The following is a 15,677-nucleotide window of genomic DNA, read 5'->3' on the forward strand; positions in this document are numbered from 1 at the left end:
CATGAAACACACCCCCCCTTCCTCCCCAGGCTCGTCGCCCCCGTCTTCCAGCCGACGCCACTGGCTCGCCGGGGCAGCCACCGCCGTGGCCGCCGCCAGCGTCAGCCGCGTGGCCCTGGCCGCCCTGCCCGAGCCCGTGCAGCAGACCTCGGCCGACACCGCCGGCCCCTGGACCCCGCCGGGCGTCACAGGTGCCGGCCGGCCCTACCACCCCGTGGTCACGCTCAACGGCTGGACCCTGCCCTGGCGCATGAACAAGGGCGTCAAGGAATTCCACCTGGTGGCCGAACCCGTGGTGCGCGAAATGGCGCCCGGCTTTCTGGTCAACATGTGGGGCTACAACGGCCAGAGCCCCGGCCCGACCATCGAGGTGGTCGAAGGCGACCGGGTGCGCCTCTTCGTGACCAACCGCCTGCCCGAGCACACCACCATCCACTGGCACGGCCAGCGCCTGCCCAACGGCATGGACGGCGTGGGTGGCCTCAACCAGCCGCAGATCCCGGTGGGCAAGACCTTCGTCTACGAGTTCGAGGCCAGGCGTCCCGGCACCTTCATGTACCACCCGCACGCCGACGAGATGGTGCAGATGGCCATGGGCATGATGGGCTTCTGGGTGACCCACCCCAAGGGCCGCCACCCGCTCATCGAGCCGGTGCAGCGCGACTACTGCTTCCTGCTCAATGCCTTCGACGTGCAGCCCGGCAGCATGACGCCGCAGGTCAACACCATGCTGGAGCAGAACATCTGGGCCTGGAACAGCCGGGTGTTCCCCGGCATCACGCCGCTGGTGGCCCGCCTGGGCGACCGGGTGCGTGTGCGGGTGGGCAACCTGACCATGACCAACCACCCCATCCACATCCACGGCATCGAGTTCGAGGTGACCGGCACCGACGGCGGACCGGTGCCCAAGACCGCGCGCTGGCCCGAGGTGACCACCGACGTGGCCGTGGGCCAGATGCGCCAGCTCGAATTCATCGCCGACGAGCCGGGCGACTGGGCCATGCACTGCCACAAGAGCCACCACACCATGGGCGCCATGGGCCATGGCGTGCCCACCATGATCGGCACCGACCACCGGGGTCTGGTGCGCCCGCTGCAGCGCGCCAACCCCGACTACATGGTCATGGGCGAACGCGGCATGGCCGACATGGGCGAGATGCAGATGGAGCTGCCGGCCAACACCTTCCCCATGATGACCGGCAGCGGCCCCTACGGCCCGATCGAAATGGGCGGCATGTTCACCACCTTGAAGGTGCGCGCCGGCCTGGGCGCCAACGACTACCGCGACCCGGGCGACTACGCCATGCCGCCCGGCACCCAGGCCCGGCCGGTGGACGTGGGCCAGGCGCCCGCAGCGTCACGCCCGTCCGCCGCACCGGCGCCCGACCAAGCTACCCTTGAGGGTACGGCCCGCAAACCGGCTGGCCACGGCGGCCATCCCCACTGACCCGACTGGACCCCCCATGAAACCGCAACACCCGAATCGACGCACCGCCCAGACCGGCCTGCTGGCAGGCCTGGCGGCCCTGGCCTGGCCCGGCCTGGCGCTGGCCCACGGCAACAGCCACGGCCAGCCCAAGGCCGATCTGCCGCCCGAGCAGAAGCCCTGGGGCATTGCCGGCGACCCGCGCAAGGTCGGCCGCACCGTCACCATCCGCATGACCGACGACATGAAGCTCAGCCCCTCGCACCTGGAGATCCGCCAGGGCGAGACGCTGCGGCTGCGCGCCGTGAATGCCGGTGCCGTGATGCACGAGATCGTCATCGGCACCGAGGACGAACTGCAGGCCCATGCCGAGCTGATGAAGCGCTTCCCCGGCATGGCGCACGACGAGCCCTACATGGCCCATGTGCCGCCGGGGAAAAAGGGCGACATCGTCTGGAACTTCAACCGGGCCGGCGAATTCGGATTCGCATGCCTGATCGCCGGCCATTTCGAGGCCGGCATGCGCGGCACCATCCGTGTGAAACCGTCCCAAGGATGACCCCATGAACGACCGCTCCATCGCTCGACTCTCCCGCCGCCGCCTGCTGCGCGCCGCCACCGCCCTGCCCCTGGCCGGCCTCGCCGGCATGGCCCTGGCCCAGAAAAGCCCCGACGCGCTGCCGGTGCTGCAGGTCTGGAAAGACCCCAACTGCGGCTGCTGCCAGGACTGGGTGGACCACCTCAAGGCCGACGGCTTCGTGGTGCAGATCTTCGACACCGGCAACACCGCCGTGCGCCGCCGCCTGGGCCTGCCGGACCGCTACGGCTCCTGCCACACCGGCCTGATCGGCGGCTATGTGATCGAGGGCCATGTGAACGCCCGCGAGATCCGCCGCCTGCTGACCGAGAAGCCCCAGGCCATCGGCCTGGCGGTGCCCGGCATGCCGGTGGGCAGCCCCGGCATGGACGGCCCTGTCTACGGCAACCGGCGCGATCCCTACGATGTGGTGCTGGTGCTCAAGGACGGCAGCTCGCGCGTCTACCAGTCGTACTTCCGCAGCTGAGCCCGCTGCCCTTCACGGAGAACCCCATGAAACACCTGATCACCGCCGCACTGCTGGGCAGTGCCCTGTCGCTGGCCCTGGCCCAGCACAGCGGCCACAACCATGGATCGACCACGGCCCCGGCCTCCACGCCGGCAGCCGCCCCGGCAGCCCCTGCCGCCGCAGGCGCCCTGCCCTGGGCCGAGGCCGAGGTGCGCCGGGTCGATGCCGGCGCCGGCGCGGTCACCCTGCGGCATGGCGACATCCGCAACCTCGACATGCCGCCCATGACCATGGTGTTCCGCACCCGCGACCCCAAGGTGCTGGACGGCTTCAAGGCCGGCGACAAGGTGCGCTTCACCGCCGACCGCATCGACGGCACCTACACCGTGCTCAGCATGGAGCCGCTGCGCTGAGGGGCGTTGATTGTCCTGGACAAATAAAACCGTCATCATTTTTTGACGCAAAAGGCTCAAGCCCGGGGCCGACGCACCCGATATGACCGGCAATCGCCTGTGATATCGCCCCATCGGCTCCTGGCGCGGTCCCTAGACTGCACTCAACCCGATCCGGCTCCACCGGCGGGAAACGTTCCCAGTCCAGCACCGCGCGAGGTCCCATGCGTACCAACCTGCCTGTCACCCACAACGAATTCGTCATTCCCGATGGTGTGACCCTGGTCTCCACGACCGACCTGCAGAGCCACATCACCTACTGCAACCCGGCGTTCATCGCGGTCAGCGGGTACGACAAGGAAGAGCTCATCGGGCAGCCGCACAACATCGTGCGCCACCCCGACATGCCGCAGGAAGCCTTCCGCGACATGTGGGAAACGCTCAAGGGCGGCCAGCCCTGGTCGGCACTGGTGAAGAACCGGCGCAAGAACGGCGACCACTACTGGGTGGTGGCCAACGCCACGCCCATCATGGAAAACGGCCAGGCCGTGGGCTTCATGTCGGTGCGCACCAAGCCCACCCGCGAACAGGTGCAGGCCGCCGAGGCGCTGTATGCACAGATGCGCGCCGAGCGCGATGCCGGCCGCCAGACCCTGGGTCTGCACAAGGGCCAGCTGGTGCACAGCGGCCTGGTCGGCACCCTGCGCAGCGCGCTCAAGCTCACGCTGGGCCGGCGCATCGCCTTGATGTCGGTGGGTCTCACGGCCGCCGGCCTGGTGGTCGGCGAGCTGGCCGCCTCCCACGGTGCAGCGGTGCATGCCGGTGCTGCGGGGGTGTTGCTGGCCGTTGCCGCTGCAGGCGCGCTGGTGCTGCGCCGCCAGCTCATCACCCCGCTCAACGACGCCATCCGCTTTGCCAACACCATGGCCGCCGGCGACCTGTCGGCGCGCTTCAAGGGCGCCACCACCGGCGAGTTCGGTGAACTGGCCAAGGCACTGAACCAGCTCAATGTGAACCTGCAGGCCGTGGTGTCGGATGTGCGGCACGAGGTCGAAGGCGTCCAGGTGGCCTCCAATCAGATCGCCAGCGGCAACCAGGACCTGTCGTCCCGCACCGAGGCCCAGGCCAGCAGCCTGGAGGAAACCGCGGCTTCCATGGAAGAGCTCACCAGCACCGTGGCCCAGAGCGCGAATTCGTCCCGCGAGGCCGCCGTGCTGTCCGAGAAGGCCGCCCTGGTAGCCCGCGAGGGCAACATGGCCATGGGCTAGGTGGTCAGCACCATGGACGACATCAGCAAGTCGTCGGCCCGCATCGGCGAGATCATCCAGGTCATCGACGGCATCTCCTTCCAGACCAACATCCTGGCGCTCAACGCCGCCGTGGAAGCCGCCCGCGCCGGTGAGCAGGGCCGGGGCTTCGCAGTGGTGGCCGGCGAGGTGCGCAACCTGGCGCAACGCACGCTGTCGGCGGCCAAGGAGATCAAGGTGCTGATCGACGAGTCGTCGAACAAGGTGGCCCAGGGCAGCCAGCTGGTGCACAACGCCGGCCAGACCATGGGCAACGTGGTGCGGGCGGTGGAGCAGGTCAATGGCCTGATCGGCGACATCACCAACGCCACCAACGAACAGTCCATGGGCATCGCCCAGATCAACCAGGCCGTGGGTCAGCTGGATTCGGTGACCCAGCAGAACTCGGCCATGGTCGAGGAGCTGGCCGCTGCCGCCAGCTCGCTGCAGGCCCAGGCCCAGGTCATGAACGAAGCGGTGCGCATCTTCCGGCTGGAGCGCCGCAGCAGCATCCCGGCCTGATCAGACCGGTGCACTCGGGCACTGGATGGGCGTGACCTGCAATGTGACCGACCGGGTCACGTCGCGGTACACGCCATCGGCGCTGCCCAGCTGCCGCACCCGCAGGAACCGGGGTGACTGCAGATCGCCCGGGTTGCCCCCCATGTCGATGTCCACCGACACCTCCCCGCCCGAGGGCGTGAGGCCGGTGGCCACCGGATCGGCCCAGCCCACACCGAAGGGCTCCTCGTGGGGCACGGCAAACCGGAACGTGTAGCGGGAGCTGCGGTCGGCGCACACCTGCAGGCTCACGGTGGTCAGGAAGGGCGTGACGGACACCCCGGTCACCGACCCGATGACGGTGCCGTCCGGCAAGGCATCCGGCCGGATCACCGCCACATCCAGCAGCTGGAACGGCTGGTTGGCATACGCAAAGAAGGACACATCGCGCGAGGCCGACAAGGTGTTGGCGGTCTCCGGCACGGTGTAACGCAGGGTGAAGGTCCCGGGGCTGCTGGTGCGCACCACCAGGTTGCCGGCGAGGTTGGTGGCCAGGGAACTGACCTCACCCGTCACCACCGACCATGAGCCGCCCGACACGCCCATGCCGGCAGACGTGAGGCCGAAGATCATGGGAATGTCGGCGTTCTGCCAGCGGCTCTCCAGCAAGGCGGCGCCGCTGGGGCTGTCGAGCACCGGCGTGCCCTTGGCGACCGTGAGCTGCGCGCTCACGCTGCCTCCGCCGTACGCGCCCTGCGCGGGCTGGGTGGCCGTGATGACGGCCACACCCGCGCCCGCCACCACCAGCTGGTTGCCCGACACCTGCACCACCTGCGGGTTGCTGCTGCTGTAGGCGAACGGGGCCGGGCTGTCGCTGGCCGGGGCCACCAGGGTGCGCGGTGCAGCGCCGTAGACCAGATCGTTCGGCAGCAGCAGTGCGCCGAGGGTGGGTGTCTGCAGGTTCACCACCAGCCGGGCCGTGGTGCTGGCGGCGCTGTAGTCGTCGGTGGCGGCCTGGGTGGCGGTGATGGTGGCTTCGCCGCTGCGGTGCACCGTGAGCTGTTGGCCCGTGATGCTGGCCACGGTGGGGTCGCTGCTGCTGAAGCTGAAGGCCCCCGGGCTGCTGGAGGCCGGCGGGGTCAGCGGCAACGGGCCCGACACCAGGGACACGGGCGGCAGGCTCCAGGGCTGCAGCACGGCGGCAGCAGCCGTTAGCCGCACCGAATAGCTGGCCCGGGCGGCCGGGAAGAAGCCCTGCGGCGCCTGCAGCGCGGTGATCGTGGTCTGCCCTTGCCGCAGCGGCGTGACCAGCCCGGTGACCGCATGCACCGTGGCCACCGCCAGGTTGCTGCTGCTGTAGGTGACGGCCCCCTTGCTGCCGGCCACCGTGGCCACCTGGCTGAAGCTGCCGGCGTTCCACACCCGGGCGATCTCGGCCTGCCGGAAGGCGATCTGGGGCACGCTGCCGGCACTGCCGCCCACCACCAGCACCTGGCTCGGTGCCGGCATCGGGACAAACGCCAGCAGCAGCCAGCCCGTCCGCAGCGAACGCTGCACGACCGCCATGAAGGCACCCGGGATTCGATGCATGAACATGGGTCAACGGCCCTTCACGGTGAAACTGATGCGCATGACGATGACCGGCGCAACCGAGGCGAAGTCGGCCTCGTAGGTGAGTTGCTGGCCCGCCCCGGGGTTGGGTATGTTGTCGAGCGGGATGGTCACCCGGTCGCCGGCGAGCTGCAGCAAGGGCTGGCCGTTGACGCCCACGTTGGGCACGGTGGCAGCGTTTTCCAGGGTGCGGATCTCCACCAGGCCCTGGGCGGCGCGCTCCAGCGTGAAGACCAGCTGGCCGCCCACGATGGCGATGCCGTAGCCCGGTGCCACCAGCGAGGTGTCGATGGACGCCAGCGCCTGCGGCTGCAGGCTGCGGTCGACACGGGCCAGCACCACCTGGGGCAGCTGGGCCGGCCGCTGCGACACCAGCTGCAGGCGCGACACCGCACTGCTGCCACGCAGCGGCGCCAGGGCACAGCGGCTGCCGCCATCGGCACCGACTGCCCCGCCCAGCGGCAGCCGCCAGGCCATCGACAAACGCGTGTCGGGTGCCGACGCGGCATGGAGGGTGCGGGACAGGCCGAGCATCCAGCGACCGGACTCCCAGTTCAGGCCGCCCGAGGTGCTGGCCGAGGTGGACGCCAGGTTCAGGCCGACGCGGCGGCAGGCATCGAGGTCCTGCTGCCAGCCGGCCCGGGCCACCAGGCGACTGGTGGCCTGCTGCGAACCGTCGGCCATGGGGTAGCGGGTGCGCTCGCCACCCAGCGCCAGGTCCAGACGCACGGTGGACCAGGGGAACAGCCCCACCCCCATGTCGGCGCCCAGCATCCGACCGGCCGAGAGCAGCCGCAGATCGCTGCTGGCCTGCAGCAGGTTGCCGACCTGGCTCTGCACGACCACCGGCGCCAGGGTGGGCACCTGCGCCCGGGCGCCGTACACGGCCCAGCGCAGATCGCCCACCGGCCCGGCCTCGGGCGCCTCCCGCACCAGTCCGGCCAGCCAGGCGTTCTGGCGCACGCGCACGTCGGCCGTGCCGGACGCAAAGGCATAGGGATCGGTGCTCTGCAGGCGGCCCAGGGACAGCCGCCCGTGCCAGCCGGGCACCGGGGTCCAGGCCAGATTGCCCACCAGGTCGCGGAAGTCGCCGGCGCGCCCGGCCGCCAGGTTCAGGCCCGCCGCCCACTGGTCGCCGAGCAGCCAGCCGGCATCAAGGCCGAACTGCTGGCGGTAGCGGGACGAATGGATCAGGCGGGCGTCGATCCGGTGATCGGTGTCCTGGCTGCTGTAGCGGGTGGACTGCGGACCGATCTGCCAGGGGCCGATCTGGGTGCCCGGCAGTGTGGCCAGCGGGCGGGTGGACGACGCCGGGGCGTCGGGGACGGGAACCGCCTGACCGGCTGTACAGACCAGGGCCAGCGCTGCGGCAGACAGGGGGGTTCTCATGGGTGGCGCTTGAGGGGCAGGAAAGATACGGATACCCGAGATCCGGGCAGCCAGCGATCCTCGCCGGGTCGACCCATTCAAGTCATCACGAATCCACCACGCAACGAATCGAAACGTGATTCACCGACGAACGCCAGGGCGGGGCGGCGGCACGTGATACCGTCCGCACCCATGCCGAAAACCCTGCGCTACACCCTCATCTCGCTGCGCGAGATGCTGCTGTCCTTCGGGCCGTTTGCCCTGCTCACCGTGGCCCTGCTGGTGGCCGCTTACTGGTGGCTCAACCCGACCCCGCCCAAGACCGTGGTGCTGGCCACCGGCCCGGCGCAGAGCGCCTACGAGACCTTCGGGCGCCGCTATGCCGAGGCCCTGGCCCGCGAGGGCATCACGGTGGAGCTGCTGCAGACCGAGGGCTCGTCGGACAACCTGGAGCGGCTGCGCCGGGGCGAGGCGGACCTGGGTTTCGTGCAGGGCGGCACCGGCACCATCACCGAGACCGACACCGAAGACCTGACCTCGCTGGGCAGCCTGTTCGTGGAGCCGCTGTGGGTGTTCTACCGCGAGGACCGGGCCCGCAAGCTGCGCCGCAATGCCACCCTGGAAACGCTGTCTGACCTGCACGGCTGGCGGGTCAATGTGGGCACCGACGGCAGCGGCGTGCCGCGCCTGTTCGAGACCCTGCTGGAGGTCAACCGCATGGACCCGCGCGACCTGCGCCTGAGCCGGCTGGAGCAGACGCCGGCCACGGTGGCCTTTCTGGACGGCCAGCTCGATGCGCTGGTGTTCGCCTCGGCCCCCGAGTCGCTCATGGTGCAGATGCTGCTGCAGACGCCCGGCGTGAAGCTGATGGACTTCACCCAGAACGAGGCGTATTCGCGCCGCTTCGCCTACCTCACGCCGGTGGTCATGCCCCAGGGCATGGTGGACCTTTCGGCCAACGTGCCGCCGCGCCGCGTGCGGCTGGTGGCCTCCACCACCAGCCTGCTGGCCCAGGCCGACACGCACCCGGCGGTGCTGCAGCTGTTTGCCCAGACCGCATCGCGCCTGCACGGCAGTGCCGGCTGGTTCAGCCGGGCCCGCGAGTACCCCAGCCTGGAACACAGCGAGGTGCCGGTGGCCGACGAGGCGCAGCGCGCCATCAAGGGCGGGCAGCCTTTCCTGCAGCGCTACCTGCCGTTCTGGCTGGCCAACCTGATCGAGCGCATGTGGCTGGCCATGGGCCTGATCATTGCGCTGGCGCTGCCGCTCTCGCGCATCATCCCGCCGCTCTACACCTTCCGCATCCGCTCACGCGTGTTCCGCTGGTACGCCGAGCTGCGCGACATCGAGCAGCGGCACGAATCGGGCGAGGCGGCCGACCGCCTGCTCGGGCTGATCGACGACATGGAGGTCAAGGTGGAGAAGGTGGTGGTGCCGCTGAGCTACACCGACGAGCTCTATGCCCTGCGCAGCAACATCCACCTGGTGCGCAAGAAGCTCCAGCGCAAGACGGCCTGATGCGGGACCGCCTCAGCGCGGATCGGTGGACGACGAGTTCTTCAAGGCCTGCTGGGCCACGGCGTCCAGCGCCTCGTCCACCACGCTCTGGCGGGCCACCATGCGCAGGCGGTCCTGCTCCACCAGGCGGTCCAGGTTGCGGCGCGTCATGGAGACCGACTTGCCGGCGGCCGTGTTGAACAGGTAGAGCGTGCCGTGAGGGCTGGCCCAGGTGATCTGGCAGCGGGTGGTCACGCCATCGAGCGGCATCTCGAACCAGGCACCCACAGTGAACTCCACCGGTATGCGGCTGTCGGGCGAGCGGGTATCGGCCCCGCGGGCGTCCGGCAGCTCGCCGGGCGGCAGGGGCTGGGTGTCCACATAGGCCGGCGGCTGGGTCTCGGGCGGCAGATCGGTCAAGAAGCCGGTGTCCTTGGCTTCCTGGCTCTGCATCCACATCGACACGTCCTCGGCGTCCTGCCGGCTGGGCGGGTTGTCCTCGGGCACGCCGGGACGCTGGGTCTTGTAGGCCGCCTCGTGCAGGCCCATGAGGGCCTGGAAGAAGCCTTCGGTGGCCGCACGCGGGTAGTCGATGGAATCCAGGCCTTCGCGCAGGGTGCGCAGGATGACCGGGATCACCTTCACCAGACGGGGCCGGTTCAGGCTGGCCAGACCCACCTGGCACGACCACAGCAGATCGTTGATGACCTCGGTGTAGCGGCGCGATGCGGCCTCGGCCGGCAGCAGCGGGGGCCGGGCCCCCTCTTCCAGGCGGGCCTGGGCCACCACCTGGGCCCAGGGGCCGGTGAGAAAACGGCGCACCACGCCGGGTGCCTTGGGAAAGTCCTTGAGGTCGCGGAACTCGTGCACCAGCCGCTCAGCCAGCAGGTTGCGCTGTTCCACCCGCACCAGCGTGTTGACCGCCAGGCCCCGGGCCTCCTGCGACGGCTCCACCGCGCGCGAGCTGAAGCGCTGCAGCCGCTCCAGCAGACCCGGAAAGCGCTGCGGCACATCGTCACCGGCGCGCAGCAGGGCGCGCTGGATGCCGCGCACTTCCGCTGCGAACGGGGCGTAGCCGGACTCGGCCTCGGTCTTGAAACCCAGCGAGCGTTCGATGATGGCGTCCAGCAGGCGACGGGCCGGGTTGTGGCGGTCGGCGAAGAAACGCGGGTCGTCCCGGGCCAGGTCCAGCAGGGCCGGCTTCATGCCGTGCAGGATGTCGCGGATGGGTTGCAGGATGCGCTTGTCTTCGGTGATCTGGCGCATCATGAGCGAGACCACTTCGCTGGCCAGGTTGCGCACCATGGCCTGGTTGACCTGGGGCACGGGCGCAGCAGCACCCCCCGACTCCTCGGGCCCCAGATTGCCCACCAGCAGGCGGTGCAGCTGGTCCAGCGTGAGCAGCGGATCGCCCGCCGCGCTGCGGGAACCCGGCTTCATGGTGGTGGTTTCGCCCTGGCGCGACCGGGGACCTGTCACGGCCGACAGGGGACGGGTGTCACCACCGCGCGAGGCGGCAAAGGGTCGTGTGACCCCGAAGCCCACCGGGCGCACCCCGTTCTGGTCCAGCCGCTCGATCAGGCCCAGGAACACGCCGGAGAGCTGCTCGCCCAGGGCGGCAGCACCGGCCTTGAGCCAGCGCCCCCGGACCGACGCATCCACCTTGTCGGCCTTCATGGCGCGCGACAGGGCACCGATGAAGGCGGCCGGGCGCAAGGGGTTGGCATCGGGGTTGACCTGGGGCAGACCCAGGGCACTGCAGATGCGGGCGGTGAGCTCGACGTCCAGGTCTTCCAGCGTCATCTCCACCACCTGCTGCAGGCGGGCGAATTCCACGGTTTCCTGCACCTGGTCGTCGCCCATGAGCTCCAGCTCGTCGAAGCTCACACCCGACTTGCCGGCACCGGCGTGGCCCGAACGGGTGCCGAGCGCAGCGGTCTCCAGCTCCTTGCGGAAGGCCGGGACCATGGACTCGCGGTGACGGTCGGCCTCCAGCCGGGCCTGGTTGAGCGCCTTGCGCTCCATCACGCCGGGCTCGGTGGCCTCCAGGTTCTTGAGGCCGACGCTGACCTGATCGAGCCAGCGGGGCAGCCATTGCTCGGTCTGCGCAAGCGCGTCCTGGATGTAGACGTCGATGTCGGGCCTGACGGTGGCATTCATGGTGCAGTTTCCAGGGGGTGTCGGATGAGGGGTTATGCCCCGTACCGTATTTTGCCCCGCAGGCAGCCGCCACCGCCCGGACCTGTCAACTTTCGCTGGAACGCATCAGGACTTATTCCACAGTCGGGCCCAGCCTTCGTGGCCCAGATCGCGCAGGGTCTGCAGGTTGCGCTCGACGATGGCCTCGGCATCGCCTGCGTCGGTGGCCACCGCCCGCTCCACGCTGTCTTCCCGCAGCAGGTGCAGGATGGGGAACGGCGAACGGTTGGTGGCGTTGGTGATGTCGTCCGCCTCGGTGCCCTCGAACCGGAACTGCGGATGGAAGGGCGCGACCTGAATCACGCCTTCGAGTTCGTGTTCGGCCACCACGTCGTCCACCACCCCGAGAAAGTCATTGAAGACCTCGAAGTCCGGGAACAGGGTGGGATGCACCAGCAGCGTGGTGTCGATCTGCTCCGCGGGCGTGCCGGCCAGCAGGTCGAGCTCGCGGTCCAGGTCGTCCAGGAAGGCATCGACATGGCGGGCGCGGCTCACCACCACCCGCACCTGGTCCTTCACCCAGACCGCACGCGCGAACGGGCAGAGGTTCAGGCCGATGACGGCCTTCTCCACCCACTCGCGGGTGCGGGTGAGGATCTCGTCGTCGGTCATCAGGCCAGGCTCTTGAAGCGGGTGCGCTTGGGCTTGGCGCCCTCTTCGCCCAGGCGCTTCTTCTTGTCGGCCTCGTACTCCTGGTAGTTGCCGTTGAAGAAGGTCCACTGGCTGTCGCCTTCGGCCGCCAGGATGTGGGTGCAGATGCGGTCCAGGAACCAGCGGTCGTGGCTGACCACCAGGGCGCTGCCGGCGAACTCCAGCAGGGCTTCTTCCAGGGCGCGCAGGGTTTCCACGTCGAGGTCGTTCGAGGGTTCGTCCAGCAGCAGCACGTTGCCGCCCTCGGCCAGCATCTTGGCCAGGTGCAGGCGGCCACGCTCACCACCGGAGAGGTTCTTCACCAGCTTCTGCTGGTCGCCCCCCGAGAAGTTGAAGCGGCCGCAATAAGCACGGCTGGGCATCTGGAACTTGCCCACGGTGATCATGTCCAGGCCGCCGGAGATGTCTTCCCACACGGTCTTGTCGCCGGCCAGGCCGTCGCGGCTCTGGTCGACCGCCGACACCTTGACCGTCTGGCCGATCTTGACCGTGCCGCTGTCGGGCTGTTCCTTGCCGGTGATCAGCTTGAACAGCGTGGACTTGCCGGCGCCGTTGGGGCCGATGATGCCGACGATGGCACCCGCCGGCACCGAGAAGCTGAGGTTGTCGATCAGCACGCGGTCGCCGAAGGACTTGCTCACGCCCTGGAACTCGATGACCTCGTTGCCCAGGCGCTCGGCCACCGGGATGAAGATCTCGTTGGTCTCGTTGCGCTTCTGGTATTCGACGTCGCTCAGCTCCTCGAAGCGGGCCAGACGCGCCTTGCTCTTGGCCTGGCGGCCCTTGGGGTTCTGGCGCACCCACTCCAGTTCCTTCTTCATGGCCTTGGTGCGGGCGTCTTCGGTGCGCTGTTCCTGCTCCAGGCGGGCTTCCTTCTGCTCCAGCCAGGTCGAGTAGTTGCCCTTGTAGGGAATGCCGTGGCCGCGGTCGAGTTCGAGGATCCACTCGGCGGCGTTGTCCAGGAAGTAGCGGTCGTGGGTGATGGCCACCACGGTGCCGGGGAAGCGCTGCAGGAACTGCTCCAGCCATTCCACCGACTCGGCGTCCAGGTGGTTGGTGGGTTCGTCGAGCAGCAGCATGTCGGGCTTGGACAGCAGCAGGCAGCACAGCGCCACGCGGCGCTTCTCGCCACCGGACAGCAGGCCGATCTTGGCGTCCCAGGGCGGCAGGCGCAGGGCATCGGCAGCGATCTCGAGCTGGTGCTCGGAGTCGGTGCCGGCGGTGGCAATGATGGCTTCGAGCTGCGCCTGTTCGGCGGCCAGGGCGTCAAAGTCGGCGTCCGGCTCGGCGTAGGCGGCGTACACCTCGTCCAGCCGCTTCTGGGCGGCGCGCACCTCGCCCATGCTGTCTTCCACCGCCTCACGCACCGTCTGCTCGGGATCGAGCTTGGGTTCCTGCGGCAGGTAGCCGATGCGGATGCCCGGCATGGGGATGGCCTCGCCCTCGATCTCCTTGTCGATGCCGGCCATGATCTTGAGCAGCGTCGACTTGCCCGAGCCGTTGAGGCCGAGCACACCGATCTTGGCGCCGGGGAAGAAGGACAACGAGATGTCCTTGAGGATCTGGCGCTTGGGCGGCACGATCTTGCCGACCCGGTTCATGGAAAAGACGTATTGGGCCATGGGAGCCTGTGTGGGATGTGAAAAAAGCAGGGGTTGGGCCACCGGCGGCGGTGGCGCGGAACCCTGGATTATCCCCGCATGCCACAATACGGACCTTGCGGGCACATCAGTCGGCCCGCAACCAGCCCCCTGCTGGGGCGCCCCACCCTTACCCGGGCGGCGCCAGACCCTGAATCCACCGACCCTGCACTGAGCGGTCCGCCTCCACGGCAGACCGATGTGGCCGGTGATCCCGGCGCCCTGGACGGGCGCATCAAACGACATGACATTTGACGAACTGAACCTGGCCCCGGCCATCGTGCAAGCGGTGCGCGAGCAAGGCTACGACACGCCCACGCCCATCCAGGCCGAGGCCATCCCGGCCGTTCTGGCCGGCCGCGACCTGCTCGCCGGCGCCCAGACCGGCACCGGCAAGACCGCTGCCTTCACCCTGCCCATGCTGCAGCGGCTGTCCACCTCGGCCCGCGGCCAGAGCCGCTTCGGCGGCGTCGGCATCCGGGCCCTGGTGCTCACCCCCACCCGCGAACTCGCCGCCCAGGTGGAAGAGTCGGTCAAGACCTACGGCAAGCACCTGGACCTGACCTCCACCGTGGTCTTCGGCGGCGTGGGCATGAACCCGCAGATCAACGCCATGAAGCGCGGCGTGGACATCCTGGTGGCCACCCCCGGCCGCCTGCTCGACCTGCAGCAGCAGGGCTTCCTGGACCTGTCGCAGGTGCAGATCCTGGTGCTGGACGAAGCCGACCGCATGCTCGACATGGGCTTCATCCACGACGTGAAGAAGGTGCTGGCCCTGGTGCCGCGCGACAAGCAGAGCCTGCTGTTCTCGGCCACCTTCAGCGACGAGATCCGTGACCTGGCCCAGGGCCTGCTCAAGGACCCGCAGCACATCCAGGTGACCCCGCGCAACACCACGGTGCAGCGCATCAGCCAGGTCATCCACCCGGTGGGCCGTGGCAAGAAGAAGGCCCTGCTGGTGCACATCATCAACCAGCACAACTGGAGCCAGGTGCTGGTGTTCACCCGCACCAAGTTCGGCGCCAACAATGTGGCCGACTACCTCAGCAAGAACGGCATCAGCGCCATGGCGCTGCACGGCAACAAGAGCCAGGGCGCCCGCACCCAGGCGCTGGCCGGCTTCAAGAGCGGCGAGATCCGCGCCCTGGTGGCCACCGACATTGCAGCCCGCGGCATCGACATCGACGAGCTGCCGCACGTGGTGAACTACGAGATCCCCAACGTCTGCGAAGACTACGTGCACCGCATCGGCCGCACCGGCCGTGCCGGGCGCGAAGGCCACGCCGTCAACCTTGTGAGCCTGGACGAAGAAGGCTTCATGATGGAGATCGAGCGCTTCACCAAGCAGCAGATCCCGGTGGAGATCTTCCAGGAGTTCATGCCCGAACCGGGTGAAAAGGCCGAGCCCATCGCCATGGGTCGCCAGACCATCTGGGGCGGTGCCGGCAAGCCGCCCAGCCGCGAGGTGATGGCCGCCGCCGCCAAGGCCGCGCGCCAGGAAATGATGCAGCGCATCCGCGAGAAAAAGGGCTCGGAAGGCCAGGGTCGCGGTGGCCGCAGCCAGGGTCCGCGCAGCAGCGGCGACGAGGCCGATGGCGACATGCCGCGCGAGCCCCGTGAACCGCGCGAGCCGCGCGAAGCCAGGGGTGAAGGTCGTGGTGATGGCCGCCGCCAGGGTGGTCAGCGCCCGCAGCAGGCCAACGGCGGTGGCAACGGTCAGGGCCGGGGCGGCCGGGGCGGTCAGCGCCAGGGGCAAGGCCAGGGCCAGGGTCGTGGTGACCGGGGCGATCGTCCGGACCGGGGTGAGCGCGGTGAGCGCGAACCCGGCGCCGAGCGCCAGCCCGGCCCCAACGCCCACCTGGGCAGCCTGCGCATCCGCGAGCCGCGCCCGCGTCCGGCCAACCCGGGCGGTCAGCCCGATCCGCTGCGCACCAGCATCGATGCCATGCGCACCGGCAACCGCAACCACAAGGGCGGCAAAGGCGGCAAGGGTGGACAGCAGGGCGGCCCGGCCGATCCGCTGCGCACCAGCTTCGGCCGCATCCGCTGATGCGGTGGGG

Annotated in this window: 13 protein-coding genes; 8 read left to right on the forward strand and 5 right to left on the reverse strand. The window is 69.4% G+C overall.

Annotated features, from left to right (window positions below):
- Position 1: 1 nt before the first annotated feature.
- The 6 genes from WD026_RS06525 (at position 2) to WD026_RS06550 (ending at position 4,672) form a co-directional block, all read left to right on the forward strand.
- Positions 2-1,447: a multicopper oxidase family protein gene (locus tag WD026_RS06525; RefSeq protein WP_425722817.1), complete on the forward strand. Its 1,446-nt coding sequence runs from the start codon at positions 2-4 to the stop codon at positions 1,445-1,447.
- 16 nt (positions 1,448-1,463) lie between these two features.
- Positions 1,464-1,985, forward strand: a complete 522-nt coding sequence (locus WD026_RS06530) for a cupredoxin domain-containing protein (RefSeq protein ID WP_425722818.1) — start codon at positions 1,464-1,466, stop codon at positions 1,983-1,985.
- A gap of 4 nt (positions 1,986-1,989) precedes the next feature.
- On the forward strand, positions 1,990-2,490 hold the full coding sequence (locus WD026_RS06535) for a DUF411 domain-containing protein (protein WP_425722819.1): 501 nt from the start codon (positions 1,990-1,992) through the stop codon (positions 2,488-2,490).
- A 26-nt stretch (positions 2,491-2,516) separates the two neighbouring features.
- Entirely contained in the window at positions 2,517-2,885 is a 369-nt protein-coding gene (locus tag WD026_RS06540) for a copper-binding protein (protein WP_425722820.1), read from the forward strand.
- Between the two features lie 203 nt (positions 2,886-3,088).
- Positions 3,089-4,132, forward strand: coding sequence for a methyl-accepting chemotaxis protein (locus tag WD026_RS06545; RefSeq protein WP_425722821.1), 1,044 nt, complete (start codon positions 3,089-3,091; stop codon positions 4,130-4,132).
- A gap of 12 nt (positions 4,133-4,144) precedes the next feature.
- Positions 4,145-4,672 (forward strand): methyl-accepting chemotaxis protein, encoded by a 528-nt coding sequence (locus tag WD026_RS06550; RefSeq protein WP_425722822.1) that lies wholly within the window; start codon positions 4,145-4,147, stop codon positions 4,670-4,672.
- Here the strand turns inward: WD026_RS06550 and WD026_RS06555 are convergent, their stop codons facing one another.
- Both WD026_RS06555 and WD026_RS06560 read right to left on the reverse strand, forming a co-directional pair.
- A complete protein-coding gene (locus WD026_RS06555; RefSeq protein ID WP_425722823.1) occupies positions 4,673-6,241 on the reverse strand; it encodes an Ig-like domain-containing protein in 1,569 nt (522 codons plus the stop codon). It abuts the gene before it with no gap.
- Positions 6,242-6,250: 9 nt separating this feature from the next.
- On the reverse strand, positions 6,251-7,651 hold the full coding sequence (locus WD026_RS06560; protein WP_425722824.1) for a hypothetical protein: 1,401 nt from the start codon (positions 7,649-7,651) through the stop codon (positions 6,251-6,253).
- Between the two features lie 171 nt (positions 7,652-7,822).
- Between WD026_RS06560 and WD026_RS06565 the strand changes: the two genes are divergently transcribed.
- Entirely contained in the window at positions 7,823-9,148 is a 1,326-nt protein-coding gene (locus tag WD026_RS06565) for a TAXI family TRAP transporter solute-binding subunit (RefSeq protein ID WP_425722825.1), read from the forward strand.
- Between the two features lie 12 nt (positions 9,149-9,160).
- Here the strand turns inward: WD026_RS06565 and WD026_RS06570 are convergent, their stop codons facing one another.
- The 3 genes from WD026_RS06570 to ettA all read right to left on the reverse strand — a co-directional run bounded on the left by WD026_RS06570 (position 9,161) and on the right by ettA (position 13,599).
- Positions 9,161-11,287, reverse strand: coding sequence for a DUF1631 family protein (locus WD026_RS06570; RefSeq protein WP_425722826.1), 2,127 nt, complete (start codon positions 11,285-11,287; stop codon positions 9,161-9,163).
- A gap of 105 nt (positions 11,288-11,392) precedes the next feature.
- Positions 11,393-11,938 carry a DUF1415 domain-containing protein gene (locus WD026_RS06575; protein WP_425722827.1) on the reverse strand — a complete coding sequence of 182 codons (546 nt, stop codon included), beginning with the start codon at positions 11,936-11,938 and terminating at the stop codon, positions 11,393-11,395.
- The gene (gene ettA, locus WD026_RS06580; protein ID WP_425722828.1) at positions 11,938-13,599 is read right to left on the reverse strand and encodes an energy-dependent translational throttle protein EttA; all 1,662 of its coding nucleotides are present in this window, start codon (positions 13,597-13,599) and stop codon (positions 11,938-11,940) included. Before ettA ends, WD026_RS06575 begins: the two co-directional genes overlap by 1 nt.
- Before the next feature lie 262 nt (positions 13,600-13,861).
- Between ettA and WD026_RS06585 the strand changes: the two genes are divergently transcribed.
- Entirely contained in the window at positions 13,862-15,667 is a 1,806-nt protein-coding gene (locus WD026_RS06585; protein WP_425722829.1) for a DEAD/DEAH box helicase, read from the forward strand.
- Positions 15,668-15,677: the final 10 nt, after the last annotated feature.

This window comes from Hydrogenophaga sp. R2 (assembly GCF_049843595.1).
GTDB lineage: Bacteria > Pseudomonadota > Gammaproteobacteria > Burkholderiales > Burkholderiaceae_C > Hydrogenophaga.

Excerpts from the sequence above, each read along its gene's own strand:
- WD026_RS06525 (WP_425722817.1), top strand. The coding sequence starts at position 2 with ATGAAACACACCCCCCCTTCCTCCCCAGGCTCGTCGCCCCCGTCTTCC.
- WD026_RS06530 (WP_425722818.1), top strand. The coding sequence starts at position 1,464 with ATGAAACCGCAACACCCGAATCGACGCACCGCCCAGACCGGCCTGCTG.
- WD026_RS06535 (WP_425722819.1), top strand. The coding sequence starts at position 1,990 with ATGAACGACCGCTCCATCGCTCGACTCTCCCGCCGCCGCCTGCTGCGC.
- WD026_RS06540 (WP_425722820.1), top strand. The coding sequence starts at position 2,517 with ATGAAACACCTGATCACCGCCGCACTGCTGGGCAGTGCCCTGTCGCTG.
- WD026_RS06545 (WP_425722821.1), top strand. The coding sequence starts at position 3,089 with ATGCGTACCAACCTGCCTGTCACCCACAACGAATTCGTCATTCCCGAT.
- WD026_RS06550 (WP_425722822.1), top strand. The coding sequence starts at position 4,145 with ATGGACGACATCAGCAAGTCGTCGGCCCGCATCGGCGAGATCATCCAG.
- WD026_RS06555 (WP_425722823.1), bottom strand. The coding sequence starts at position 6,241 with ATGCATCGAATCCCGGGTGCCTTCATGGCGGTCGTGCAGCGTTCGCTG.
- WD026_RS06560 (WP_425722824.1), bottom strand. The coding sequence starts at position 7,651 with ATGAGAACCCCCCTGTCTGCCGCAGCGCTGGCCCTGGTCTGTACAGCC.
- WD026_RS06565 (WP_425722825.1), top strand. The coding sequence starts at position 7,823 with ATGCCGAAAACCCTGCGCTACACCCTCATCTCGCTGCGCGAGATGCTG.
- WD026_RS06570 (WP_425722826.1), bottom strand. The coding sequence starts at position 11,287 with ATGAATGCCACCGTCAGGCCCGACATCGACGTCTACATCCAGGACGCG.
- WD026_RS06575 (WP_425722827.1), bottom strand. The coding sequence starts at position 11,938 with ATGACCGACGACGAGATCCTCACCCGCACCCGCGAGTGGGTGGAGAAG.
- ettA (WP_425722828.1), bottom strand. The coding sequence starts at position 13,599 with ATGGCCCAATACGTCTTTTCCATGAACCGGGTCGGCAAGATCGTGCCG.
- WD026_RS06585 (WP_425722829.1), top strand. The coding sequence starts at position 13,862 with ATGACATTTGACGAACTGAACCTGGCCCCGGCCATCGTGCAAGCGGTG.